General features: G+C 56.7%; 19 protein-coding genes and 3 pseudogenes. 13 read left to right on the forward strand and 9 right to left on the reverse strand.

Going from position 1 to position 23325, the window contains the following annotated elements; genetic code table 11:
- The first annotated feature begins 10 nt into the window (after window positions 1-10).
- The 3 genes and pseudogenes from HMPREF1257_RS09195 to HMPREF1257_RS11985 all read left to right on the forward strand — a co-directional run.
- Window positions 11-757 carry a class I SAM-dependent methyltransferase gene (locus HMPREF1257_RS09195; protein ID WP_023024234.1) on the forward strand — a complete coding sequence of 249 codons (747 nt, stop codon included), beginning with the start codon at window positions 11-13 and terminating at the stop codon, window positions 755-757.
- 46 nt (window positions 758-803) lie between these two features.
- Entirely contained in the window at window positions 804-1505 is a 702-nt protein-coding gene (locus tag HMPREF1257_RS09200) for a CPBP family intramembrane glutamic endopeptidase (RefSeq protein ID WP_023024236.1), read from the forward strand.
- Between the two features lie 93 nt (window positions 1506-1598).
- Window positions 1599-1868, forward strand: a pseudogene (locus HMPREF1257_RS11985) (integrase core domain-containing protein); the annotation flags it as partial.
- A gap of 26 nt (window positions 1869-1894) precedes the next feature.
- Here the strand turns inward: HMPREF1257_RS11985 and HMPREF1257_RS09205 are convergent.
- From HMPREF1257_RS09205 to HMPREF1257_RS09215, 3 genes are all read right to left on the reverse strand, one after another.
- Window positions 1895-2422, reverse strand: a complete 528-nt coding sequence (locus HMPREF1257_RS09205; RefSeq protein WP_023024239.1) for a PIN domain-containing protein — start codon at window positions 2420-2422, stop codon at window positions 1895-1897.
- Window positions 2412-3161, reverse strand: a complete 750-nt coding sequence (locus HMPREF1257_RS09210; RefSeq protein ID WP_023024241.1) for a hypothetical protein — start codon at window positions 3159-3161, stop codon at window positions 2412-2414. Before HMPREF1257_RS09210 ends, HMPREF1257_RS09205 begins: the two co-directional genes overlap by 11 nt.
- Before the next feature lie 1175 nt (window positions 3162-4336).
- The gene (locus tag HMPREF1257_RS09215) at window positions 4337-6163 is read right to left on the reverse strand and encodes a phosphoenolpyruvate carboxykinase (GTP) (protein WP_023024243.1); all 1827 of its coding nucleotides are present in this window, start codon (window positions 6161-6163) and stop codon (window positions 4337-4339) included.
- Between the two features lie 361 nt (window positions 6164-6524).
- On the opposite strand from HMPREF1257_RS09215, the gene trmB reads away from it, so the two are divergent.
- From trmB to HMPREF1257_RS09245, 6 genes are all read left to right on the forward strand, one after another.
- Window positions 6525-7301 carry a tRNA (guanosine(46)-N7)-methyltransferase TrmB gene (trmB, locus tag HMPREF1257_RS09220; RefSeq protein WP_023024245.1) on the forward strand — a complete coding sequence of 259 codons (777 nt, stop codon included), beginning with the start codon at window positions 6525-6527 and terminating at the stop codon, window positions 7299-7301.
- Window positions 7302-7895: an NYN domain-containing protein gene (locus tag HMPREF1257_RS09225; RefSeq protein WP_023024247.1), complete on the forward strand. Its 594-nt coding sequence runs from the start codon at window positions 7302-7304 to the stop codon at window positions 7893-7895.
- Between the two features lie 14 nt (window positions 7896-7909).
- Window positions 7910-10063: an MMPL family transporter gene (locus HMPREF1257_RS09230; protein ID WP_023024249.1), complete on the forward strand. Its 2154-nt coding sequence runs from the start codon at window positions 7910-7912 to the stop codon at window positions 10061-10063.
- Window positions 10064-11092 carry a YbhN family protein gene (locus HMPREF1257_RS09235; protein ID WP_023024251.1) on the forward strand — a complete coding sequence of 343 codons (1029 nt, stop codon included), beginning with the start codon at window positions 10064-10066 and terminating at the stop codon, window positions 11090-11092.
- Window positions 11089-11427 carry a DUF3054 domain-containing protein gene (locus HMPREF1257_RS09240; RefSeq protein WP_005279751.1) on the forward strand — a complete coding sequence of 113 codons (339 nt, stop codon included), beginning with the start codon at window positions 11089-11091 and terminating at the stop codon, window positions 11425-11427. Before HMPREF1257_RS09235 ends, HMPREF1257_RS09240 begins: the two co-directional genes overlap by 4 nt.
- A gap of 238 nt (window positions 11428-11665) precedes the next feature.
- Window positions 11666-13060, forward strand: coding sequence for an alpha/beta fold hydrolase (locus HMPREF1257_RS09245; RefSeq protein ID WP_034659542.1), 1395 nt, complete (start codon window positions 11666-11668; stop codon window positions 13058-13060).
- A 427-nt stretch (window positions 13061-13487) separates the two neighbouring features.
- On the opposite strand, the gene HMPREF1257_RS09250 is transcribed toward HMPREF1257_RS09245, so the two are convergent.
- The 3 genes from HMPREF1257_RS09250 to HMPREF1257_RS09260 form a co-directional block, all read right to left on the reverse strand.
- Window positions 13488-13856, reverse strand: a complete 369-nt coding sequence (locus tag HMPREF1257_RS09250; RefSeq protein WP_232208550.1) for a hypothetical protein — start codon at window positions 13854-13856, stop codon at window positions 13488-13490.
- Between the two features lie 842 nt (window positions 13857-14698).
- A complete protein-coding gene (locus tag HMPREF1257_RS09255) occupies window positions 14699-15307 on the reverse strand; it encodes a hypothetical protein (RefSeq protein ID WP_023024256.1) in 609 nt (202 codons plus the stop codon).
- On the reverse strand, window positions 15298-15609 hold the full coding sequence (locus HMPREF1257_RS09260) for a hypothetical protein (RefSeq protein ID WP_023024258.1): 312 nt from the start codon (window positions 15607-15609) through the stop codon (window positions 15298-15300). Before HMPREF1257_RS09260 ends, HMPREF1257_RS09255 begins: the two co-directional genes overlap by 10 nt.
- 315 nt (window positions 15610-15924) lie before the next feature.
- On the opposite strand from HMPREF1257_RS09260, the pseudogene HMPREF1257_RS09265 reads away from it, so the two are divergent.
- Window positions 15925-16722: pseudogene (locus HMPREF1257_RS09265) on the forward strand (IS3 family transposase); the annotation flags it as partial.
- 216 nt (window positions 16723-16938) lie between these two features.
- On the opposite strand, the gene HMPREF1257_RS09270 reads toward HMPREF1257_RS09265, so the two are convergent.
- Window positions 16939-17124, reverse strand: coding sequence for a hypothetical protein (locus HMPREF1257_RS09270; protein WP_023024263.1), 186 nt, complete (start codon window positions 17122-17124; stop codon window positions 16939-16941).
- A gap of 97 nt (window positions 17125-17221) precedes the next feature.
- On the opposite strand from HMPREF1257_RS09270, the gene HMPREF1257_RS09275 reads away from it, so the two are divergent.
- Window positions 17222-18745, forward strand: coding sequence for a hypothetical protein (locus HMPREF1257_RS09275; protein WP_023024265.1), 1524 nt, complete (start codon window positions 17222-17224; stop codon window positions 18743-18745).
- Here the strand turns inward: HMPREF1257_RS09275 and HMPREF1257_RS09280 are convergent.
- Window positions 18721-19134 carry a hypothetical protein gene (locus tag HMPREF1257_RS09280; protein ID WP_156904633.1) on the reverse strand — a complete coding sequence of 138 codons (414 nt, stop codon included), beginning with the start codon at window positions 19132-19134 and terminating at the stop codon, window positions 18721-18723. The two genes, HMPREF1257_RS09275 and HMPREF1257_RS09280, sit on opposite strands and share 25 nt — an antisense overlap.
- A gap of 261 nt (window positions 19135-19395) precedes the next feature.
- Between HMPREF1257_RS09280 and HMPREF1257_RS09285 the strand changes: the two genes are divergently transcribed.
- On the forward strand, window positions 19396-22551 hold the full coding sequence (locus HMPREF1257_RS09285) for a DUF4062 domain-containing protein (protein ID WP_023024268.1): 3156 nt from the start codon (window positions 19396-19398) through the stop codon (window positions 22549-22551).
- Window positions 22552-22582: 31 nt separating this feature from the next.
- The gene (locus HMPREF1257_RS12290; protein ID WP_156904634.1) at window positions 22583-23005 is read left to right on the forward strand and encodes a hypothetical protein; all 423 of its coding nucleotides are present in this window, start codon (window positions 22583-22585) and stop codon (window positions 23003-23005) included.
- A 142-nt stretch (window positions 23006-23147) separates the two neighbouring features.
- Here the strand turns inward: HMPREF1257_RS12290 and HMPREF1257_RS09295 are convergent.
- A pseudogene (locus HMPREF1257_RS09295) lies at window positions 23148-23325 on the reverse strand (IS256 family transposase); the annotation flags it as partial.

Raw genomic sequence — 23325 nt, forward strand, 5'->3', positions numbered from 1 at the left:
CTAGTGGTTTATGAAACACACCCGCGACATGGCCACGCTCTCCCGCTCCTGGGCGCTGCTGCGCTCTTTCCGCTTCGAGCAAACCCGCCCCGATATTTTCTACGGCGGCCTGGCAGAAGATACGGCCACGCTGGTGGAAAACTTGGGCCGCGATTTGGGCGTGCCGCTTGCCGATGCCCTCGTGCTCGACGTAGGCGGCGGCCCCGGCTATTTCGCCGCCGCCTTCGCGGACCGCGGCGCCTCCTACATTGGTCTTGAGCCCGATGCCGGGGAAATGTCCGCGGCCAATATCCACCTCAGCAATTCCGTGCGTGGCGATGGCACGCGCCTGCCCTTCGCGGACGATTCCTTCGATGTGGTCTATTCCTCTAATGTCGCCGAACACATCCCCTATCCGTGGGATATGGGGAAAGAAATGCTGCGCGTTACCCGCCCCGGCGGCCTGTGCATCATGAGCTATACCGTCTGGCTCGGCCCCTTCGGTGGCCACGAAACCGGGTTGTGGGAGCACTACATAGGCGGCGCCTTCGCCCGCGACCGCTATACCCGCCGCCATGGGCACCCGCCCAAGAATGCCTTTGGCACCTCGCTGTTTAATGTCCCCTGCTCCGCCGGCCTCACTTGGGCCGAGTCCACCGGCGCGCTAAAGCTCGCCTTTCCGCGCTACCACCCCAGCTGGGCCTGGTGGCTAACCAAGGTGCCTGGCCTGCGCGAATTCGCCGTGTCCAACCTGACGCTGGTACTGCAACCGGACTAGGCCGCGCCACAGCTCGCGCGGAGGTTGTCCTACTATACTTCCCAGCATGCCGGACCAACTACAAAGCTCACAGCTCTCCCCCGCCGTTCGCGCAGCTCACCTGGGGTGGGCCGCGGCCAGCGTCGTCGCCACTTTTGCCGGTGCGGCACTCATTGGCATCGCCTGTGGCCTCATTACAAAGAGCGGTTCCTGGGTGGCCTTTGGCATCGCCGTTGGCGGCGCCATCTTCGGCTTGGGAACGGTCTGGTACGGATTTTCCCGCCGCTTGGGCTGGTCATGGCGCGATGCCGGGTTCGTGAAAGCCAAGCACTCCTTATGGCACCTGCTGTGGTGGATTCCCCTCGCCATCCTGGGTTCTGGTGCGGCCACGGGTGCCGTCAATGCATTACTGGGCAGCGAACCAGCCGGCAATAATCTTTCCGCCGGCCTAAAGATAAGCCCCGCCGCCACCATCATGGTGGTACTCAGCACCGCGCTTGTCATTCCCTTGGTCGAAGAAGTGGCATTTCGCCGCGTCCTATTGGATTGGCTGCAAAATTCCATGCCCGCCTGGGCGGCAGCGCTTATCACCATCGCTGTCTTCGCCCTCGCGCACGGCATCCCCGCAGTAATGCTCTACATCGCATTCTTTGGCACCTTCTTGGTGCTAGCGCGCCTCTGGTTCAAGACACTTACCGCTCCCCTGTGCATTCACATTGCGAATAACACGGTCGTGGCAATCACGGCTCTGGCGGGGCTATCGGGCTAAGAAGTCCCTGCGCAGCGGAAAAAGGAAGCGCTAGTTCAGTAGCCGAGGTGGAAACTACGCGCAGAAAGCTTCTGTGCGCCAGTTCATGGGGCGGTAGGGAATAGTGCTGATAACGCCCTAGCGGACTCGTTTAACGCAACTCTCAAGCAAGAAGTACTACGGGACTGGAAGGTCTTTAACGATCCGATCACCTGCCGGCAAGACGTCTTCCGGTGGTGCATGCGCTACAACACATGCCAGCGGCACCCCTGGTGTAACCTTTTGGTTTCTGATGTCTTTGAAAGCGAAACTTCAACTACACTGCCCAAAGCGGGCATAATTGACCCCGATGTATCCATTTCTCGAGGGGCAAATTCGAACTAATAGTCTGACGTTCTAGATTTTGCATCCTAATGGCTACTAAACGGTAACTGTGGCTGCGTGGGCTCTGGCGGCGCCATCACCCTTACGCCAGACACACGATTTTCGAGCTTAAGTAATTGTTTATCGTTGGTATAAACGTAATGAGCGCCCCAGTATGCAGCAGCGGCAACGATACAAGCATCTATACCGGTCAATTCATAACGCTTCATATACTCTTCTGAGTCTTTTACCAACTGTTCATCTAAGTCAACAAAAAGAAAGTCTATAGTTTCAAGAAAACCTACCGCGTTGTCAATTAACTTCTTCCGTTTATTAGCAGTTTTACCTTTCCCTCTTATTATTCCGAGAAGTTCCGCATAAATCGGCGTGGGCATAAGCAGCATGTGCTCTTTACCGTTTCCATTGATTAGAGCTTCCACATTTGAAGCTATTTCGCTTCGCTCCGTCTGGAGTGCGTTTTCGTTAAGATCTCCACGGTTCGCCTTGTAGGAAAAGAAGGTGACCCAAGCATTGGTATCAATAATGATGTAATAGAGCGATTGCTTATGCGTCACGGTTCAACCTCACAATATCTACAGGATCTAGACCTTCAAGCCACTCGGTTCCCAGAATTCCTCGAACCTCATATGCAGGTCTTTGAATCTTCTTTTCTCCTACTTCGCTCACGTCTTTGACCTTGACTGTTTGCACCTCGTTGGTAACCGGGTCTCGAGTAATTAAACCTCGTACTAAAACTTCCTGTTGCATATGCTCTAGGACCGTCTTTACTTGATGCTTTTCCAACTCAAGCCGAATACTCTTACCGGTTCGGGATTGCTCAATTCCGGCAGTCAATCTATTACGCCCATTAAACTTATACAAAGTACCTTTCACAGAACCGAGAGATTCGAGTACATCCTTAAGTGCTTCAGTTGCATGCCGGGAAACTTCTCGGTTAACGTTTATGGGCGCAGTGAGACTACCGAAATAAACACCAGTAACTCCCCGTTCCGTGGTCACTCCATAAAGGTCCCTTACAGCGGTCAGCGCGGTACGGTTGAATTTCTCAGGGCGTTGTCCAGTCTGAGTGAGCGCTTCAAGCCCTTCCGTTAAAACCTTTGCATACTCAGGTTCGGTGATGACATCGACAACAGCACTTCCAGTTTTTAATCCCTTGATACGTTGCTGCACATCATTACCACCTACAGCACGGATCAGCTTAGAGATAGCCGCAACAGATTTTTCTAGTGCTTTTAATTCAATCTCGCAAGGGTTACCGTCGACTTTAAGGCGAAGGGTATCGTCATCACTCATGTTTCACCTCCTAGTTGGTGCTTGAAAATATCATAGGTCATTGGCTCGACGCTTTGTCTGTCAAATTACCTAGGCAAGATTATTTTCCCTGCTTAACCCTCAAAGCTTGAGGGGCTCTAAAATACGATTCAATCTAGCGCTTCACCACCCTGCAGTCCAAGGATTCGGTGTACACAGCAGGATGCGGCTCAACTCGTTATCCCGATACGCTTTCCATTTCACTGGTTCTAAGAATTCGACAGCAATAGCGGCAAATAGGAGAATCGGCATTGCCACTGCAACATATACAGTGAGAGAGTTTTTAGAACATTTTCCATAGTCTGAACCAGATCCACCCCGGAAAGTGGACACGTCTTGGATTCTAGAAGTCGTAGTAGAATAATATGGGCCCCCAACGAGTGCCAGATCGTTGAGCCCCTCGGGCCTAAAGACCCACGTGAAGGATCGCGCTAACGAACTTCACGGTAGCGGTCACAAAGTTGAGGACTCCGCTCACCAAGTTAAGGATTACGGTTCCTTTGGTGGCGGGGTCTTTTCCGTTGTAACTGGGTGTATCGGTTTAACCCCGGGTTAAACGACAAAATGTGTTGTTTTCCGGCGTGTCGGGTTAAACGACATTTTGTGTTGGTGGACTGCGTGGTTTAGGGCATGTGGCCTTTGCGTATTCCCATAGAGTGGTTATAGGCACTGTCGAAAGTTGCTGGTCGGCCGTATTCACGGCCGCTGGTGGCTTGCGTTTCTTGGCTGGCTAGGGTGTGTGCTTTGGCTAAGGCCTGGCCTCTGATGCGTCCACTTTCCTGGCTCAGCCTCTAGCGCGAGTGACAGTGGCTTTACAGGCGTTCCATCGCCATCGCTGGCGGATTGATGCTTGTAGTCCCGTATTTTGGTGCACGCCCTGCTACAGACGGGGCATCGAGGATGATTCTTACTCATCCATTCATCGTGAACCTCGGCGCCTAGCACATCAGCACGCCCCCGGTGGTATTTCAGGCCCGAGACTGCGTTATCCCTCCGGATAAGTGAAATAATCCTAATACCAGCAGGCCAGACTGGCTAAACATATAACTTCACCAACACATCCTGTCGTTTAGGCCTTAACCCCAACAAAGATCTAACCCCAGAGCTTTACGCTGCTGGGGTTAGCTTTATGCGGGGAATTACCGCGGATAAACGCGTTAGGAAGCGGCGTCCTCCACGCGCTTCTTCAGGGCGCGGAACTGGTTCCACACTTCCTCAGGCACGCGGGAGCCCAGGAAGTTCAGGTACTCGGCGTTGTCTTGCATATCGCCTTCCCATTCCTTCGGGTCAACGGCGAGTGCGGCGCGAACGTCGTCGACTTCAAAGTCAAGGCCTTCCAAGTCGATGTCCTCGGCGCGGGCGGTGCGTCCGACCACCGTATCCTCGGCCTCTACATTGCCTTCAATGCGGTCGATGATCCACTTGAGGACGCGGGAGTTCTCGCCAAAGCCCGGCCACAGGAAGCGGCCATCGTCGCCGCGGCGGAACCAGTTAACGAGGAAGACCTCCGGCATGCGGTCGCCGCCCTTTTTACCCATGTCAACCCAGTGCTGCAGGTAGTCACCGGCGTTGTAGCCCATGAACGGCAGCATGGCCATTGGGTCGTGACGCAGCGCACCAACTTCACCCTCTGCGGCTGCGGTCTGGCCAGAAGACAGCAGTGCACCGATCATGGTGCCGTGGTTCCAGTCGAAGGACTGGGTAACCAGCGGAACCGTGGTCTTGCGACGGCCGCCGAAGAGAATGGCATCAATCTTGACGCCCTTCCAGTCGTCGTACTCCGGCGCGGCGGTGGGGCACTGGGAAATCGGCACGCAGTAGCGGGAGTTCGGGTGGGCGGCCTTGGTGGACGATGCCGGAGTCCAGTCTTCACCGGTCCAGGAGATGAGGTGCTCTGGTGCCTCGTCGGTCATGTCCTCCCACCAGACATCGCCGTCATCGGTAAGCGCGACGTTGGTGAACAAGGTATTGCCCGGCTTCATGGTATCCATGGCGATCGGGTTGGAATCGTAGTTGGTGCCAGGGGCCACGCCGAAGAAACCGTTTTCCGGGTTCACGGCGTAGAGGCCGTCCTCACGCAGGTGCAGCCAGGCGATGTCATCGCCCACGACCTCAGCCTTCCAACCAGGAATGGTGGGGGTAATCATGGCCAGGTTGGTCTTACCGCACTGGGACGGGAATGCGGCGGCGACGTGGTAGTTCTTGCCCTCCGGGTTGGTCAGCTTCAGGATGAGCATGTGCTCAGCCATCCAGCCTTCTTCCTTGGCCATGACGGACGCGATGCGCAGCGCGTAGCACTTCTTGGCCAAGATGGCATTGCCGCCGTAACCGGAACCGTAGGACCAAATCTCTTTGGTCTCTGGGAACTGGGTGATGTACTTATTGTCGTTGCACGGCCAGGCAACGTCTTCTTCGCCTGGCTGCAGCGGGGCGCCGACGGAGTGGAGGGCGTGGACGAAATCGCCGTCTGTGCCGATCTTGTCCAGTGCTTCTGCGCCCATGCGGGTCATGATGCGCATGGACAAGACCACATAAGCGGAATCGGTCAACTGCACGCCAAGCTTGGGCTCTGGATCGCTAATCGGGCCCATGCAGAAAGGAACGACATACATGGTCCGGCCCTTCATGGATCCACGGAAGGCCTCCGTCATTTCTTCCTTCATGGCCTTTGGCGGTGCCCAGTTATTGGTTGGGCCCGCATCTTTTTCCTTCGAGGTGCAGATGAAGGTGCGGGATTCCACGCGGGCAACGTCCGCTGGGTTGGACCGCGCCAAGTAGGAATTCGGGCGCTTTTCCTCATTTAGCTTGATGAGGGTGCCTTTATCGACCAGCTCTGCGGCGAGGCGGTCAGCCTCTTCCTGCGAGCCATCCACAAAAGCCACCTCGTCCGGCTGGAAAAGCTCAACGCTTTCATTAATCCAATCGATCAGTTCTTGATTGTCTGTAGGCAGCTCTCCAACGAGGCCCTGAATGGTGGCGGTCATTAAAAATTCTCCTCTGGATAGGATGTGAAAATCGGGGCATATCACGGCCCAACTTTGCCTTCCGCCTCCAGATTAACCGGCAAAGCCAAAATATTGGCCACATTAAGTGTCATTTTTCCCACTCCGGTTATATCCACCGCCGTGAGCGGACGTTTACCAAGCACACTATGGATAATTGTGATATTAGGCGTGATTTTCTCCACACCATTTCGGGGGCATTAAAGTATCCTATTTACCCATTCTATGCCACAAGGGGTCACCCCCGTTGAATCCACCGGTTATCCTCTTCCCCCATACAGCGGGGAAAACACCCGGCGCGGCATATTGCTTGCCATGCCTGGACAGGGAAAAATAGGGCGCAATGAATAGCACGGATAATTCTCAAAACACCCCTGCCGGAGAAATGCCGCCGGGTCGCCCGCCGCAAACGGATTTCAATGCGGTCTTTGATAATGACCTGGACTACCCGCGCCTGGGCAATGTCACCTTCCGCCGCGGCACGCTCACGGATAACCAGCACCAGCTTTTTGAGCAGCGCTGGCCCGAGCTGGGCCGCGTCTTAAGCGATGAGCTTATCGATGTCGATGAGTGGTTCGGTCGCACCGGCGCCAAAACCATCGTGGAAATCGGCTCCGGCACCGGCACCTCCACCGCGGCCATGGCACCGCTGGAACAGGACACCAATATCATCGCGGTAGAACTCTATAAGCCAGGCTTGGCCAAGCTCATGGGCCAGATCGAGCGCGAGGGCATTGATAATATTCGCATGATCCGCGGCGATGGCGTGGAGGTGATGGTGCGCATGATTGCCCCGGAATCCCTCGATGGAATCCGCGTCTTTTTCCCGGACCCCTGGCCCAAGGCGCGCCACCACAAGCGCCGCATCATCCAATCCGGCACGCTCAACCTCTTTGCCTCCCGGCTAAAGAAGGGCGGAGTCCTGCACGTTGCTACCGACCACGCCGGTTATGCCGAATGGATAGATGAGCTCGTGCACGTCGAGCCCAGCCTGGAGTACAAGGGCTGGCCGTGGCCAGACTGCCCGCAATTGGTGGACCGGCAGATCATCACCAAGTTTGAGGGCAAGGGCCTAGATAAAGAACACATCATTACTGAATACCTGTGGGAGAAGAAGTAAATGAGCACCTATCTACTGGTGTGGGACGCACCCAATATGGATATGGGGCTCGGCTCCCTGCTTGGGGGTCGCCCCACCGCAGCGCATCGCCCGCGTTTTGATGCCATCGGCCGGTGGCTGGTCCACCGCGCGGTGGATGTCGATGCCGATCCGCAGGCCGCGGTCTTTACCAATGTCTCCCCCGGCGGCGCCGATGTGATTCGCCCCTGGGTAGAGGCCATCCGCAATGTGGGCTTTGGCGTCTTTGCCAAGCCGAAGATCCACGAAGATGACGATGTGGATCCAGACATGATCGACCACATCGAAAAACTGCGCGATGATCTCGCCGGCGTCGTGGTCGCCTCTGCCGATGGCCAGAACTTTCAACCCTTGCTGGAAGAGCTCATTAATGAAGGCCTGCCCGTTACCGTCCTGGGTTTCCACGAACACGCCTCCTGGGCCGTGGGTCACCCCGAGATCGACTTCGTTGACCTAGAAGATATTGACGGCGTCTTCCGCGAGCCGCTACCCCGCGTCAACCTGGATAACCTGCCTGAAGGTGGTGCATGGCTCCAGCCATTCCGCCCGCTGGCTGCGCTACTGAATAATAGCTAGGAGGCTTACCCCACATGTTTGAAAAATGGGGACGATTTTCCTATGCGCACCGCAAGGTCATTCCCATCGTCATCCTCGGTGCCATCCTTGCCCTCTTCGTAGGTTTTGGAACCCAGCTCGAGGAACGCATGAGCCAGGAAGGCTGGGAGGACCCGAATGCGGCATCGACAAGCGCGGCGCAGATCGAGCAGGAAACCTTCGGCCGCGATAATTCCGGCGACGTTGTTTTGCTCTTTACCTCGCCCGATGAGAACTTCGATGCCGCCAAGGAACACTTGGCGCAGCTCAAAAAGGATTACCCGGATCAGATTGACTCTGTCACCAGCTATTTCGATAGCAAGAACCCCAACCTGGTCAACGATGATCATTCGCTGGCCTTTGCCGCCATTGGGCTCAAGGGCGATGACGAACAAACGCTGCAGGACTTCCGCGCCATCGAGGGCGCGCTGACGGATACCTCCGCGCCGGTCAAGGTTGCCGGTGCCACGGCCGTGGCAGATGCCCTCGATGAAGGCATGGCAGAAGATATTGCGCGCGCGGAAAAGGCCGCCCTCCCGCTCGTTGGCCTGCTGCTCCTCGTGGTCTTTGGTTCCGTGGTGGCGGCGTTCATGCCGCTTATTGTCGGTGGCCTATCCATCCTGGGCTCGCTGGGCATTTTGGCCATCCTGGCCGGTTTCCTGCAGGTCAACGTCTTTGCCCAAGCAGTGGTCACGCTGCTGGGGCTGGGCCTGGCCATCGATTACGGCCTATTTATGGTCTCCCGCTTCCGCGAGGAGCTGGATAAGGGAAGCTCCACCAAGGATGCCGTGGCCACCACCACCGCCACCGCCGGGCAGACCGTGGTCTTTTCCGCGGCGATGGTCGCCGTCGCACTCTCCGGACTCTTCCTCTTCCCCCAGGCCTTCTTGAAGTCCGTTGCCTATGGCTCGATTTCCGCCGTCGGCCTGGCGGCCCTGCTGTCCGTCACCGTTTTGCCGGCCCTGTTCGGCATGCTCGGGCCCAAGATCGATCTGTGGTCGGTGCACCGCACCTCCCGCACGGCCCGCACCATTCAGGACACCTGGTGGTACAAGCTACCGCGCTGGGCCATGCGCCGCGCCAAGGGCCTGACCCTGGCCATCTGCGGCCTGCTCATCGCGCTGGCGCTGCCTATCATGAGCATCACCTTCGGCGGCATCAACGAGACCTACCTGCCACCCAACCACGACACCCGTGTGGCGCAGGATAGCTTCAACGACGAGTTTCCAGCCTTCCGCACCGAGCCGGTCAAGCTCGTAGTGGAAAATGCCACCAACGAGCAGCTTGTCGATGTCGTCATGCAGGTCCGCGGCCTCGACGGCCTTACCGACCCCATGGGGCCATCGACCGCCACCAAGGACGGCACCACTGTCCTTTCGGCCGGCATTAAGGACCGCGAGGACTACGCACGGATCGTCCACGAGCTCGAGGATGTTAAAGCCCCCGAGGGCGTCAACCTTTATGTCGGCGGCACGCCAGCCATGGAAGTGGAATCGCTCGATGCCCTCTTCCACAAGCTGCCGTGGATGGCGCTGTACGTCGTCCTCGCCACCTTCATCCTCATGGCATTAGTCTTTGGCTCCTTCGTGCTGCCGATTAAGGCCATTGTCATGACGCTTCTGACCCTGGGCGCCACCCTAGGCATCCTCACGCTCATGTTCGTCATCGGCGTGGGCTCCGGCGCGCTGAACTTCTCGCCCGGCCCGCTCATGAGCCCCATTCTGGTGCTGATCATCGCCATCATTTATGGCTTGTCCACCGACTACGAGGTCTTTTTGGTCTCCCGCATGGTGGAGGCGCGCCGGCGCGGCGATTCCACGGACGAGGCCATCGCGGCCGGTACCGCGCATACTGGCGGCATCATCACGGCGGCGGCCCTGATTATGATCGTGGTGGCGGGCGCGTTCGGCTTCTCCGATATCGTGATGATGAAATACATCGCGTACGGCATGATTTTTGCGCTGCTTATCGATGCCACAATTGTCCGCATGCTCCTCGTCCCCGCCGTCATGCACCTGCTGCGCGAGGATAACTGGTGGGCGCCTAGCTGGCTGCATCACTTGACCACTAGGCTTTCTGGTAGTACCACCCGCCGTGGGAAGACCGTTCCCTTCAGTGAGTTAAAGCGGCGCCTCGAAGGAGATAAATAATTGAAAAATTGGCTGCAAGTTATCGCCTCGCTCATAGTCCTGGCCATCCTCATCTATGTCTTCCGCGATGAGCTGGACTTTTTGAGCGAAGGCTTCTCACGGCTCTCCCACGCCGAACCAGGCCCGGTAACGCTCGTGGTCATCGCCTCCATCCTCTCCGTCGTGGCGATGGGTGAGGTCATGCGCCTGCTCATCCGGGCCGGCGGCGTGGAAGTGGAGGGCACAGAAACCGCTGCTCTTACCTTTGCATCCAATTCCTGGTCCACCACCATGCCCGCAGGCCCGGCCTTTTCTGCCATCTTGACCTTCCATGTGCAGCGCACCTGGGGCGCCTCGGTGGTCCTGTGCGGTTGGTTCTTCGTGCTCTCTTCCGCCATTTCCACCCTGTGGTTGGTGCTCATTGGGCTTGGCGGCGTGCTTTTCCTCAACGCCGATATGGCCCTGTGGTCCCTCATCGGCACATTGGCAGCGATGCTGGCGCTCTCCGGCGGGCTCTTCTGGCTGAGTAATCACCCCGAAACGCTGGAGCGCTGGGTGAAAAAGCAGCGGCTGGTAAAAGGCTCGAAGCGCGAAACCCTACTCGAACACGTGGAGAGCCTCAAGGAAGTACACCTCACCCGCCGGCAATTCGCCTGGGCGTCGTTCTATTCCTTGGCCAACCGGCTCATTGACATGGTCTCGCTCTGGGGCTGTGTGTGGGCCGTGACCGGCCAAATGCCCACGACCGATTCGGCCGATAACACCACCACCATCGCCGGCGTCGCGCTGGCTTACCTCACCGCCAAGCTGGCCGGCTCCGCTCAGGTCACCCCGGCGGGTCTGGGCACGGTGGAAGCGGCAATCATCGCCACGCTCGTGGCCACGGGCATGACCGCAGTCGATGCCACCAGTACAGCGATTATCTACCGCCTTATCTCTTTTGCCTTCATCACCGCTATTGGTTGGGTCATTTATTTCTGGCACTATGCCCGCAAGGGCATTACCTACGCCGCGCTATCCCGTAAAGAAAAAGAAAAGGAAACCGTATGACTTCGACGCGTATCGCTCCGCTCATTGACATCATCGCCTTGATGATTTTCGCCATCGCCGCCCGTCTCGCCCACGGTGGCCTGAGCTTTTCCGGCTGGGTCGATGCCTTCTGGCCCTGGGCAGTAGGCGCGCTCATCGGCTGGGCCATTATCCTGGCCACAAAGGTCCAGGGCAAGTGGAAAGAGGGCGTTGTAGTCTGGCTGTCTGCCATCATCGGCGGCATGGCCTTGTGGATCATGGTCAATGGCCGCCTGCCCCATTGGAGCTTCCTCATCGTGGCAACCGTGATGTCCGCCCTGTTCTTCTTTGGCTGGCGGCTATTTGCCCGCAAGTAATTGCTCCCATCCCATGGGAAAGCCGCTTCCCCTAGGGCACACATCAGTCAAATTCAATCATCAGTTTTTGGCTTTGGGCTTTCCACCTCTCCCCTTATAGGGGTGATCAGCTCAAAATAACATTTCAAACTTAGAGTACGGGAAAAGCTTTTAGTGAATAATTGCCCGTATCCGAACACAGATTTTCAAAATCGGATACCGCTCAATTATCCCTACAAGAACTTGAAAGGCCCCCGTAGTGAAAGCTGCAACCCGTAACTATCTAGTGCTTGTGGCCTCAGGGGTTCTCATCACTGCCGCTAGCCCTGTCGCCGGTGCTATCGATTCCGCCGAATCGACTCCACCAGTTGAAGGGCATTCAGAGCTTCCAGAATCCTCTTTTATTGACGAGGCACTTAAAGGCTCAGGACCCGCTGAAGATTCGCAAGAGGCGGCATCAATGGCCGAAGAAGCCTCCAAACTCCCTCCCCTTTCATCAGGACTCTTGGGTCCAGGTGACCATATCGGAGATCAATACACCGCTTTCTACCACGATCCGGTAGAACTCGACTCCTCGGAGCCGGGACAGCTCTTCCGATCAGAATCTGTGCGCAACCCCAAAAATCCACTTGGCATCAATAACATCGGCCCTTATAAGGCAGACCGCATACTCTATTCTTCCACCAACCGTTCTGGAGAAAAGATCCAAGTAAGCGGGATGGTCATTGAGCCCAAGGCCGAGTGGGGCGGAGAAGGTCCACGCCCTGTCGTAGCATTTGCACCGGGAACCCAAGGTTTAGCGGACCGCTGTGCCGCCTCCCGTAAAATTGCAGACGGGGTTGGAGACTACGAGCAGTTCTATTTCCATCAGTACCTTAAGAAGGGCTATGCCGTAGTACTCACCGACTACGAGGGCCTTGGCACCCCTGGCATGCACACGTACATGGATCGCGCTTCCCAAGGCCATACGGTCCTCGACAGTATTCGAGCTGCGCAGCAACTAGAAGGCTGGGACATTAACGAAACCAACCCAGTATTTATCAATGGCTACTCCCAAGGCGGTGGAGCTGCTGCCGCTGCTGCCGAGCTATATGATGACTATGCTCCGGAGCTCAACATCAAGCTTGCGACTATCGGTGCTGCGCCAACAGACCTTACGCTGTTGCCTTCTACCCTCGACGGCTCCTTGTATTTCCTCTTCGAGTCGTATGCCCTTCTAGGGCTAAGCAACTCCTATGGCGAGGATCTGTACTCGCATCTCAATGACCGGGGCGCAAGAAAGCTACAGGATGCGACGAATACTTGTACCATGGGGCTCCTTAAAACCGCCGGCACTACCGTTGAGCGGATCAGCAACGATGGCAGAACCGTACAAGACTTCATCGACAGTGAGCCTTTCAAATCGATGCTGGCACAGCAGCATATTGGCTACGATGTGCCTGCGATTCCAGTCGTCATTACGCATGGCCGCGGTGATGACGTGATTCCGTACTCTACTGCTGAACAGCTCGTAAATGAATGGACTAAGCGCGGCGCCGATGTCACTTTCATCCCAAATAACGCCCACACTCACCCGACCGGCACTATCCCACACATCATCGAATCAGTAAAAGCCATTGACGCCGCGCTCCAGCACGAGGAGGGAAGCCAGTAAATACCTGCTCCCTTACTCCATGAAAAGGCTCCGATGGGGTTGGCCAGGACTCGCCATAACACCCCCACTTACTGCGGCTCAGAGCCTCTCCTTCGCACCCTGAACTGCAGGACAGGACATGCCTTGTCATCGATGACTTTAAGAAAAAATTCAGGGAAAGCATCCTCAGGCTCTGAGCTATCCATATTCTTGCTAGCTCACTCCCTGTTCGACAGGGTATAGCTTATAATTCTTCCTGGCCCGACCGGGCTGGATGTTAGACAACCACCAAACAAGGGTCAGGCCCGTTTTCCGTTAATCAGATAATTAAGTCGACGGTTCTGGCCGTGTCGGGTAGCAGCTATTTACGGTGACCTGATGGCGGATACGAGTCATCTCGCATTAAGTATTCAAGTTCCTTCGTGACAATAGTCAAAAGGAAAATCCTTTAATCCTGCATCCATATTTGATTCGAAGCATCCTTAAAATCGAGCAAATCGTTCCATGTAGAAGGAACGAAACTTTCCCTATCTGTTTTCAACCAAGTGATACGATTTGAATCTTCAAAATCGAGTTTTTTAAGAAACGATTCGCCAGCAATTTCGTACGCCCATAAGTCGTGGACATTTTCATACTCAACCGAGTATTCTCGAAAAGTTCCCTCAGGGTGGAAGATGGTTTCAAACCCCACAAAGGCTGTACCGTTAGGAGTTTCCACTTCTAAAACAATGTATAAAAAGGTATTAATCCAGGCAGCGACGCCATGAAACTTTGGCAATGATGTGGCGGCTTCATCCCTAAACCTATTTTCACTCAAAGCGTCCCTATTAAGGGTATCTGCTAAAAAGAACGCGGCGGTCTTTAAATCAAATTAATACTCTGGGGTTACTGCCATTTCCATAAATCCAAAGTGGGGATACCTGTACTAAACCAGCTGGGAGCCTTGTCGCTCATTCCGTGAGTACCAGTATTGCGAACGAGATACTGAAGTGCCCCGAGTTTTGTTCCTAGGCATGTGCCTTGATTTCTATTATTCCCTGTTGCGGGTTCTGCTTCCAAAATTCGGTCTCCACCTCGACCGGGGTTCGGTATCCCAGGCTTTAGTGGAGCCTAGCCTCGTTTTACCATGACACCCACTCGAATGTCGCAATTTCTACCTCGACAACGTCATTCCACCTGCGAGTATGGATCAGCTCGTTCTTATAAGAACCCGGGTTGTAGGTACGATCTGAATCGAAGAAGCACTGACACACAGACAGTGCCGCCTGTTCTGAACAATTGAGTGCATCAAAGCGCATTGCGAAAACGCCGAGCGGAGCCCGCACTATCTACGCAGGTATTTCCCCAGTGCTAGCCGGTGCTCATTTGCCAGCGGAGGAGCGTCACTTGCTCCTTCAGCTCACTTCGCACTACCGGGAACATCGGCGTCTCTAGGTCGATGTCGTTCCCACTTCTTCTTACGCTCGGGACACTTCCTGAACTCGCGTTCGCTCCGTAGAACCGTTACCGCGATCAATCGTCCGACTTTTCTCGAAACGCGTGGGCATGAAGACTGCTTAGGAACCACCACCTAGAAGTTCCTCGAACAGGACGAAAGGTTCAGACAGTTGTTTTCCGGCCGATGCGCTCTTCGACCTCATTCCTGCGGATCGAGCTTTTCTACGACCTTCCAGAATAGGTTGGGATCTTTATCCCCCTGTCCACCCGTAGCGCTGTCCCACTTACGAAACTCTTTGGCGTAAAGGTTATATTGCTATTGCTAGATGCGATGATCAACCGCTCACCGTGTTCGAACAACTTGGGTGTGAGACTTCCCCAGTTGGCAATCGACCTCGTCAAGTAAATGCTGGCACCACTGTCATACGCCTGTTCAAGAAGGTACTCTGTGCACTCTTGGCTAGGCAGTTCAAATTTATTGTTCTTTCCATCGTCCGCCTTTTCGGAATGGTAAGGAAAATATTCGATTACGGCGAACTTCTTTCTAAGAATTCCGTAGGCACGGTCGAGACTCGAAGAAAAATTCTCACCTTCAGTAGCCAGAACAACTTTATGAAAGTTGCTGATATTGAGTTCTTCAAGTGCCCTCAGAGCTTCCCTAGCGCGTGGAGAAGTCAGTGCAAGCAGTAGCAGTTGAAAACGGGACCGACCTGCAAATTCAAATTCCCATCCAGATTCTCTTTTGATTTCCGCCCCGAAATACCATGTGTGGGGAGCACTGTAAAGTTCCTCTTTACCTTCCCCCGAGATTCGGAGTGGCTTCAGCCCCATACATTTCCTTTATTTCCACCGAAAAGATTAGCGAGTATTTCTTCGCGTTTAGGAGCGAAGGCCCTGACGTCGCTAGAGATCTTCCGCTCATAATCGTCTGAACGGCTGCTACCCGAATTTAGTTGCATCGCCACGAAAGAAACGGTGGAAGGATCTCCAATGAACGGCTCAGGTGGAACACTGAGCTGAAGCTCCTCTTCAGGATCCATGATCGCAAGAAACGGCTCAAGGGCATTTCTATCGCAACTCGCCACATATTCACCGTTGCTGTCGATGGCTAGATCTTTCCATGGGTTATCCATAAGACCAATCTAACATTGATACTGATCGGAGGGTTGGGAAACATGTGGCGGGAATGCTCCTATCGTTACGCCGCGTCTCCACAAGTCAAAGAACTCACCGGCCCCGGGTCGACGTTATGGTAGGCCATCGACGAAGCCCCTCCTCCACTCCACCATTTCGACGCGGCGCACCGAATCAGCCAAAGTAGTCTTGACGCAACCTTACAGCCACTCCCACCTGCAGACGTTCGGCTTATTCCCCAACGCTGCAGTCAACACGACGCCATTTCTTACCGTTGAGCGGCAACAAGTTGTTGTGGTTGTGAGCTGCACCATTTTATTTCCTCGCGTGGTTACCGTGCTGCGAAAACACGGGCGCCATCAGCGCGAACATTGTCCGACAGCATGCTGATCCCAGAGTTGGTTCACATCTTCGAGGACAACTTTAGTGTCTACGGCGTGCGCAAGATGTGGAAGGCGATGCGCAGAGCTGGGTGGGACATCGGCCGGGATCAAACAGCCAGGTTGATGAAGCTCGCTGGGATTCGGGGCACACGTAGTGGGAGAAACCCTGGGACGACGGTTCCGGCGAAAGCACCGGACCTGCGCCCTGATTTGGTCAATCGTGACTTCACTGCTTTAGCGCCGCACCGATTATGGGTCGCTGACACCACCTACGTGCGCACGATGTCTGGGTTTGCGTACACGGCGTTTATCACCGATGTCTACACCCGCAAGATCGTCGGAGTGGCAACGCGGGCCAGGATGCGCACTGATGAGCTGCCGTTGGAGGCGTTCGAGCACGCGTTGCATAGTGGCGGCGATCTGCGAGGTGAGGGTTTAATCCATCACAGTGACCGCGGAGTGCAATACGTCTCCATTCGCTATGGTGAAGTGCTCGCCGAGGAAGGGGGTGATCCGTCCGTGGGAAGTGTCGGCGACTCCTACGACAACGCGTTGGCTGAGACAATCAACGGGTTGTACAAGACGGAGTTGATTTACCCGCACTGGCTCTGGAGATCAGTCGTTGAGGTCGAACTAGCCACATTTCGGTGGGTGTACTGGTGGAACAACCAGCGTCTAGAAGATTCCCTCGGCTACATCACGCCGCAGGCGAAAGAAACTCTCTACTATCGCCAAACAGCCGCACAGACCATGGCCGCAAAATTAGCGGAACAATACTCAGGACGCTTCAGACCACTGAAACCCCGCGGACACCGGTGTGTAACTCGCACATGGGTCACAGATGATGTGCAGTCTGTTCTACGCACACCACGTCCTCTCCGGCATAGCCGTGACGGCGCGGGCTGGGTTATGGGTGGGGCCGGAGGGCGTCGATAAGCAAGAGCTCTAGGTGAGCGCGCGGATCGTGCGTGCTGGGACGCCGGCGACAAGGGTGCTCGGGGGGATGTCTTCGTTGACGACGGCGCCGGGGTCAAACCAGCAGTTAGCGCCAATGGTGATCGGGCGCCCGCGTTCCCAGCCCTCGGCACGCTGCTGCACGTTTTCCACGGGGTGTTCGACACCACACAACACTAAACCTCCAGCCGGAAAGATTATGCGACGATCCCCATTCCATCCTCCTCCGGCGCGTGCCCGCCTGCCGCCAATTCAGCGGCGCTAAGGTGGCCCTATGCGTGTGGATAACAAACGGTTGGTCATCGCCGTTTTCGCTGTTAGCATTGCCCTCCTTAACCTCGGTGTGACGCTCGCAGAGACTGAGGACGCACCCGCTGTTTCGCTCCTGTATTCAGCCGTTGCCCCGTTCGCTGCGGTCTACGCTCCCGCCCCAGGGCAGCCCGAATCGCCCTCCACGTGGATGACGGCGGGCCTAGTTCTGTCTCTGATGGTCACCTTCGGTGCTGTCTTTTCGTTCCTAGCTGGCGTTTCGCGGATCGGGTGGGCGCGGGCGACAAGCAGGCGCCGGCAGGGCGGACCAGTGATCATTGGTTCCTCGGAGGAGGCTAGCAGTATCGTTCGCTCGATCCATGAGGAAAACAATCAGCTGCCGGTGCAAATTTTTGAAAGTGGCAATCCCATGGCGAAAGGCACGCTTGATCTCGGGTTGAAGCAGAGCCTTGAAAGTGACCGACTGGTGGAGAAGACGGTCCAGCGTGCTTCCATTGTCGTGGTGGCGGCCGAAAATGATATCGAGACGGCGCGGCTCAGTTCCGAGGTGCAGAAGGTGCGAGGCATCGAATGTGGCGATGATGTGTCGGTTTTCCAGCTTCTTCGCTCCCCTGAGCTGGCAACTTCCGCGCGTTTTACGCACATTGCTAAGCAACGCCCAGTGGGAGCCTTCCACCCCGCCGACCTCACGGTACGCGCGGTGACCGATACCGCGCTTCGCCTCCTGAGCCGTTTGCATGCAAGCACAGTGGAGGTGAAGCAGTGCGGCCAAGGGATACAAAAGCGGCAGCTCGACGCGTGGATCAACAGCTACAACCGCTTCGCCGGCGAATTGCAAGTAGTACAGCTCAGTGAACCGGGGCTCACGAACTTGGCAGACGTGGTTATTCTCGTCGAGGATCCGGTGCACGTTGCGGCACAGATCCCCTCTTACAATGGGCGCAGAGCCATTGTTGCGGTAACGGACCGGACACTGCAAAGCCTGGTCTGGGACGAAAACGACACAGCCACCGCCCTGGAAATAGTGGACCCTCAAGAGGTGGGCTTGAGTTTCGAGGCGATCTGCGGCTCCACCTTCTCCGTGTGGGGCTGGGCATTCGATATCGCGTATCAGTCGCTTTACGGCCCGCCGGATCCGAGCAGGGAGCCATCCCGCGACGAGGTGTTAAAAGCCCAGCAGTCTTCCGAGGCAGCAGCCCGGTTCATGGTTGAAAATCTGCGTAATCATGGTTTTGAGCTGGTCAAAGACGCCTATGGATGGATGGATTCGCTCTCTGAGGAAGAGGTCTGGTCAATGGCTGAGGCAGAACACAACGACTGGATGCTCACCCGCACGTGGGTCGACGCAAGCGGTGCGAAGCGTCGGGCATCCTATGACTACGAGGTAGAGCCCCCTGCGAAGAAAGACACGCACATGCCTTTCAAGGATTTGGACCAGACCACGCAGGATTACAACCGCAGGATTGTAGATGACGTGTATCCAGCGCTGGTCGGGATGTTTGGCTACGGCATCGCTAGGATCTCGTAGGCCTCGGCGAATTCCGAATCGGGCACCGGCCACACCTCTCCGTCCACCCCGCGAACGACCCAGTCTCCCGCCCGAATCGAAGCCTCGCCCTCCAAGGTAGGAATCAGCGCGTCCTCCACCGCGCGAACGGCTTGCACGCGCTCGGTTTTCTGGTAGGTGCGCGGCGCAACCTCCGTGTAGGTTTTGGCGAAAATATCGGCGGCGACGGTCCAAGTTCGGGTGCCATCAGTGAGCTCCCAGTCCCCCGCCTTACCGCGAAGTCGGCTACCGTTGGCGGTTGTCCACTCCGTTACGCGCTCCAGCTGCCGAGCTCGAACTTTCCGGATGGGTCGATACCACGCTGCGCGCGCAAATCGACGGTCCAGGCTGGCTGAAGACCACGTTTCCATATGAATAATAGTAGTGGAGAGGATGAGGGAGTGTCGATAAGCAAAGGCCTCATGCTGCCCGAACATTAAGTGTGACCACCGGTTGTCACCGCTCTTTGAAAAGTAGCGCATCCGGGAAAACTAGATGGGTGAAGTCCCCGCAACAACCTCCGCTTTGCGGTCACATCAGGCACAATAGCCAACGACCGCTCTAGGCTACTTTTCAAAGAGCGCCAGTGGGCTACAATTTGAAGAGCACGCACACCGATAAAGGAGCTGACTGTGCTGATCATTCCCGTTTTTGTGTCATCGACGTTTCGAGACTTCCAAACTGAGCGAGACATTCTGACGGGTCGGGTGCAAGACCGTCTCAATGAGACGCTCCGCCCGTACGGGGCACGAATGCAGTTTATAGATTTGCGCTGGGGCGTGGACACGGGCGAGATGGAGCCCGAGGAGGCGCAGCGCAGAGTGCTGGACGTGTGCCTGGATGAGGTAACCCGTGCAAACCCTCATTTTCTCGGCCTCGTCGGAAGCCGTTACGGGTGGGTCTCGCAAGATACGGCACTGTTGGAGTGGACAGCCGGACGCGCGGGCTTGGATCCTGAACGCGCTCGCGATTGTTCGATCACGGAACTTGAATTTGCCCAAGCCGGGTTGTGGGACACGGATGCGACAACCTCGCCGTTCGTTCTTGTTCGCGACATTGAGGGCCAGGCACCGATCGGGTGGCAGGATGCGGACCCGGCGAGGATTTCCGCGTTCAGACAACAGGTACTTTCGCGCTGGGGCGAGACCGGTAAGGTACGCAGCTACTCCGTTCAGGTCGCGCCGGATGGCCACTGGTCGGAGGTGGGACAGCAGCAGTTTGAGGACTTGGCAGTCGAACTTTTCGAAAACACCCTGGTCGACCAGGCGCGAAGCACCGCGCACGCGGGGCCGTCCGAGGAGGTGCTTTTCCGCGGAGCACGCACACGCCTGTTTGGAGGAGACTGGGCATTGCAATTTCTGCAGATGATGCACCAAACCCGCTTATCCACCGTTGTCCTGGGCGGGCCGGGCAGCGGCAAATCCGCCCTGCTCTTGGCATTCGAGCGGCTTCTGATCGATTCAGGGTCAACCCCCGTCACAGTTATCCTTGGACTTGATAATCGCGTGTGGACCGGCGATGAGCTCGCGTTCGAGATCTCCCAGCAGTTAAACAAGCGAGTGGGCTTATCGCTTTTCGATACTGGCCGCGGCGACCCCGACACCTGGCGGCAGCGCTGGCGCGACACAATGCAAGGCGCCCTGGCCGATCGATCAGACTTGGTATTCATCGTCGACGGTTTGGACCACCTGGTTGACTCCGTCGCCGGTTTCTGGCCGTTGGAGTGGCTCATGCAGCGGGCCCCAATGTCAGTCTCCACGCGCTCTGAAGCGCACGGTCAGCTGCTAAAGATGCACAACTTCCAGAGGGTCGTGCTGGATTCCATACCGTCATCCGACGTGCGCGAGATGGTGGAGGACTGGGAGCGTCACACGCATCGCGAAATCGGCGGAGCTGCCCGAGCCCTCATCGCTTCGAAGGACCGCACTCCCCTCTGGGTAGAACTAGCGCTAGACGAGCTGCTGGACATCGACAGCGATGACTTTGCATCCATCGCAACGGAGGAGGATCAGGCTGGCGCGATCGCTCGAATGCTTGGGGACAGAGCGTGGCTTATCCCGGACGACATGCCCGGCGCGGTGTACCACTTTTTGGAAACATCAATTGACTCTACCGACCGCGCTATGGCCAGGGCCGCAGTCGGCATGTTGGGCACTGCCCGGATAGGAAGTTCGCAGGAGCAAGTGGCGCAGGCGCTGCGTATCAGTGGTTTTGAGGGCAATGTTGAGTACTGCGTGGCTCGCCTTTTCCGGTCACTCGGCGGGCAGTTGGTTCCCAGCGGGCCCGAGGGTCGTATGCGCTTTGGGCACCAGATTTTCGATCATGCCGCCGCGAGCTTCAGTTCCGATCTCACCCATTTCGCGTTGATGCGCACCTACGAACCGGAATTGCACACGGCAATCGAAACGACGCCGAAGTGGGCCCCGGTTGAATCGGTGCAGTTCGCCGCAGTTGAGGCGCAGTGGAAGGCCATGCGACAGATTGCCGGCGCCTTCCTCTACCACCTCTTTCACTGCCCGCCTTCTCAAGTTCCGGAAGATGCGATGAGCCTGCCGCTGGCGTTCGATAGCCTCCCGCAAACCACGGAGTACGAGGTGGCAGTGGTCACCTCTTTGCTGCACCTGCCGTATGCGATGGACCACCTAAGAGCGCTGCGCCATTTGGACACTCCGCTTGAAGCGATCCGCACGCTCGTTGCATCAGCGTTGCAAACGCCAGATCCGCGCGTCAAGGAGGAGGTGGCAAACATTTGCGCATTCGCCCTAGAGAATTATGTGACGCGCGGGCACCGTGTTGACGCAATGTGGGTTTATCTACACTGCAAAACGTTGACGCTGCTGTCCAGGTTTGCAAGCGATCCTTTAGAAGCACAACGGTACTTGCACGCCGTACAAAAAGTGGTCGCCCCGCTGCTCGAGGCTAGCCCCAACAATCGCCTAATCCTTACACGCCTCGCCGCAGCGCAGCGACAAATGGCACTCCTTTTTGCCCAGGACGGGCAGTTCGAGAATGCCGAAACCTTGCTAGAGAACTGCCTAGTCTTGCTGCTGCAAACGGCAGAGACAGCAGACTCGGAGGCTCTTGAGGAGGGCGCTAGGACTTGGATCCAGCTCGCAGGCGTGCAGAGGAAGCTTAGTAAGGATGGCTACGCCGCCATAAGCCTCGAGCAGGCGCAGGAATGGGCTTGGTCACTGCGCCGCGATGGCGACGGCCCCTCCATTGCCCACGCCCTCGTAGCCCAAGCCCTGGAACTCCAGGCCGAGGTATGGAAGCTAACTGCCCCACACAGGGCGAGCCTGCTGCAACTAGTGGCCGCGGAATTCATTTACGCCGCGCAGCGAGTGCCCTTCGGAACGCGATTCATCGCCGACGCAATGCGCAACGCTATGTCGCTCGCCGCGCTTCACATCGAAAGGGGCGAGGAGACGGAGGCGTATCAAGCGCTCCTTCACCCTACGAAGTCGGCAATCCCGCTGCTTTCGGAGGCCGACGCAGAGAGCTGGAACGAGCTGGCTAGGGCAGTTGAAATGATCGATCGCATTGGCCGGGAGGCTTCCTCTGCGGGTGTTCGCCAGTGGTACACCGGTTACATGCGTGCGAACGTACCCCGGATGCTCGCCCAGGCATCCACCGACCAGCCCCCAATCGAGGCGATTGCGATCGCGCTGCTAGCCCATGACGCCCTCGAGCATATCCTCCGACAAGCGAAGGACCGCGAGGAGTTGCAGAGGACCCAGCAGGCGCTTGCCGAAGTGGTTGGCCACCTCAAGCGCTTTCAGAGCGAATAGCGCGGCACCGGGGACCGGATCTTATACTCTTGTGCGACGACACGACGCCTCAAAACTCGCCGCGCTCGCCCCGCTAGCAGCACTGGCTGGGTGCGCCACTCAGCGACCAGCGAGGATAGGACAGGCGGCGCTTACGCCGTCGAGCCCGGCCACGACGGTGACGTCCACGCTCAAGGAAACTACGGCGCCGGTGGAGACGACGTCGGCAGGAATGCTCGTGCCGGAAGCACTCGCGGGCGCGGTGCGGCAGTCTTCGAGTGTTGCGCCCGCGCCAGTGCAACAAGAGGACGAAGCTGTCATCGGATACACAGAAGCACCGGACCAAAAGGAACCTCAGGTCATGGAGAAACAGATTGCTTCATGCGGTGATCCGAGCATCCACGAAACGGGCACCACGTTCTTTACTGCCGGTAAGTCCGGGTGGACGGCGAACTGCGCAGCGCAGATAATGTAGCCAGCTAAGAAGCGGCACCCTTGGTTCGTCGATAAGCAGAAGGCTTTTCTGGGGGCAGTTCGACACCGCACTGTCCTAGGATTTGCGGAACGTTCGCACCGAAAGTTGGAGCGTGTCAAGTTGTTTGTGTGTGGGGCTAGGTTTATAGGTATTTGTCGAAGCGGGCGGGAAAGGCTACGGCCATTTGGTTGATGGCTTGTTTCCAGCCGGAAACTCGGGCTCCTTCCACGAGCCTGCTGGCGGTAGCCGAGGCTCGTTTGCCTTGTTTCGCTCTCTTTGCGGCTCGTTTGTCTTCAATGTTGCAGATCATCAACCACAGC

This window comes from Corynebacterium sp. KPL1814, assembly GCF_000478175.1.
In the GTDB taxonomy this organism is placed as follows: Bacteria; Actinomycetota; Actinomycetes; order Mycobacteriales; family Mycobacteriaceae; genus Corynebacterium.